Annotated in this window: 2 protein-coding genes; both read left to right on the forward strand. The window is 72.2% G+C overall.

The window, feature by feature from the left end; translation table 11 throughout:
- Positions 1 to 1,120: aldehyde dehydrogenase family protein (locus VB737_RS16585; RefSeq protein WP_500314584.1), on the forward strand; the 1,120-nt coding region annotated here is incomplete at its 5' end.
- 86 nt (positions 1,121 to 1,206) lie between these two features.
- On the forward strand, positions 1,207 to 1,783 hold a 577-nt coding region (locus VB737_RS16590), incomplete at its 3' end, for a LysM peptidoglycan-binding domain-containing protein (protein WP_500314585.1).

Consider the following 1,783-nt stretch of genomic DNA (forward strand, 5'->3'; position numbering starts at 1 on the left):
CCTGTGGGCCTGGCCGGGCCACGGGGCCGTGCACTGCGAGCCCCTGGGCTGCGTGCTGATCATCGGCGCCTGGAACTACCCCTTCGAGCTCTGCCTGCACCCCCTGCTGCATGCCCTGGCCGCCGGCAACACGGCCGTGGTCAAGCCGTCGGAGCTGAGCCCCGCCTCCGCGGCCCTGCTGGCCGAGCTGCTGGTCCGCCACTTCGACCCCACGGTGGTCCAGGTGGTGGGCGGCGGCGGGGCCGTGGCCGCCGGGCTGCTGGAGCGGGAGCGCTTCGACCACATCCTCTACACAGGCGGCGAGCGGGTGGGACGGCTGGTGATGGCCGCCGCCGCCCGCCATCTCACCCCCGTAACGCTGGAGCTGGGGGGCCGCAACCCGGCGATCGTGCTGGCCGATGCGGATCCGACCATCACGGCGCGGCGATTGCTGTGGGGGCGTTGCCTCAACGCCGGCCAGACCTGTCTGGCCCCCAACCATGTCCTGGTGGCGGCCGGGGTGAGGGAGGCCCTGGTGGCGGCGTTCCGTGAACAGGCCCGGACCCTGTACGGCCAGGATCCCCTGGCCAGCCCCGACCTGGGGCGCCTTGTGGGAGCGGCGCGCTTCGAGCGGCTCCAGGGGCTGCTGGCCCGGGCCGGGGCCAGCAGCCAGGTGCTGCTGGGCGGACGCTGGGACGAAGCCGCACGGAGGATCGAGCCCACCGTGGTGGCGGTCGACGATGCCGACGACGATCCGCTGCTGGAGGAGGAGCTGTTCGCCCCGATCCTGCCCCTGCTGACGGTGGCGGATCTGGAGGAGGCCCTGACGCTGGTGCGGCGGCAGCCGAAACCCCTGGCCCTCTATCTGTTCGGCGGCGGCACCGCGGAGCGGGAACGGGTGCTGGCGGGCAGCGGTTCGGGCAGCCTGGTGGTCAACGACACGGTGATCCAGGGGGCCATGGCCAACCTGCCCTTCGGCGGCATCGGCCCCAGCGGCATGGGGGCCTACCACGGGGAAGCCGGCTTCCACACCTTCTCCCACCGGCGCAGCGTGATCAACCGGTCGCTGCGGCCCGATCCCCCGATCCGCTTCCCCCCCTACGCCGGCAAGCTCAGCCTGGTCCGCCGTCTGATGGGCTGAGCTGATGGGCTGAGCTGATGGGCGGAGGGGGGGCTGGGCGGGCCTGGACGCGACCCTTAACGTGCCATCAGCTATCCCTAGTGCCCATGCGCCGCCCTCTCATCGCCCTGGCTCTAGCCATGGTGTTGCCGTTGCCGGTTCTGGCTGCCCAGGTGACCGTCAAGCCCGGTGAGACCCTCTCCGACATCGCCGCGCGCCACCGGGTGAGCGTGTCCACCCTGATGAAGATCAACGGGATCAGCGATCCCGATCTGGTCGAAGCCGGCCGGACCCTGACGTTGCCGGGTGGAGCGGCCCGACCCCGGGCCTCCGGCGGCAGCCTCACCGTGGCCCCCGGGGAAACCCTCTCCGAGATCGCCGAACGCCACGGCATCACCGTCAGCCGGCTGATGCAGCTGAACGGCCTCAGCAAGGCGGACCACATCGAAGCCGGTCAGAGGCTGGTGGTGCCCGCCTCCTCCCGCAGCGCCGCGCCGGCCTCCGGGGTCAACCGCAAGGCTTCCGAGCACGTGGTCCGCAGTGGCGAGAGCCTCTCCCAGATCGCCGACGCCTACGGCGTCCCCCTGAGGCAGCTGATTGCCATCAACCGCATCAGCGACCCCAACCTGGTGGAATCCGGCACCCGGCTGCGGCTGCGGCCGGCCAGCGCTCCGGCCCCCAGGC

The sequence above is a fragment of the Synechococcus sp. BA-120 BA3 genome, assembly GCF_034931285.1.
Taxonomy (GTDB): domain Bacteria; phylum Cyanobacteriota; class Cyanobacteriia; order PCC-6307; family Cyanobiaceae; genus Cyanobium.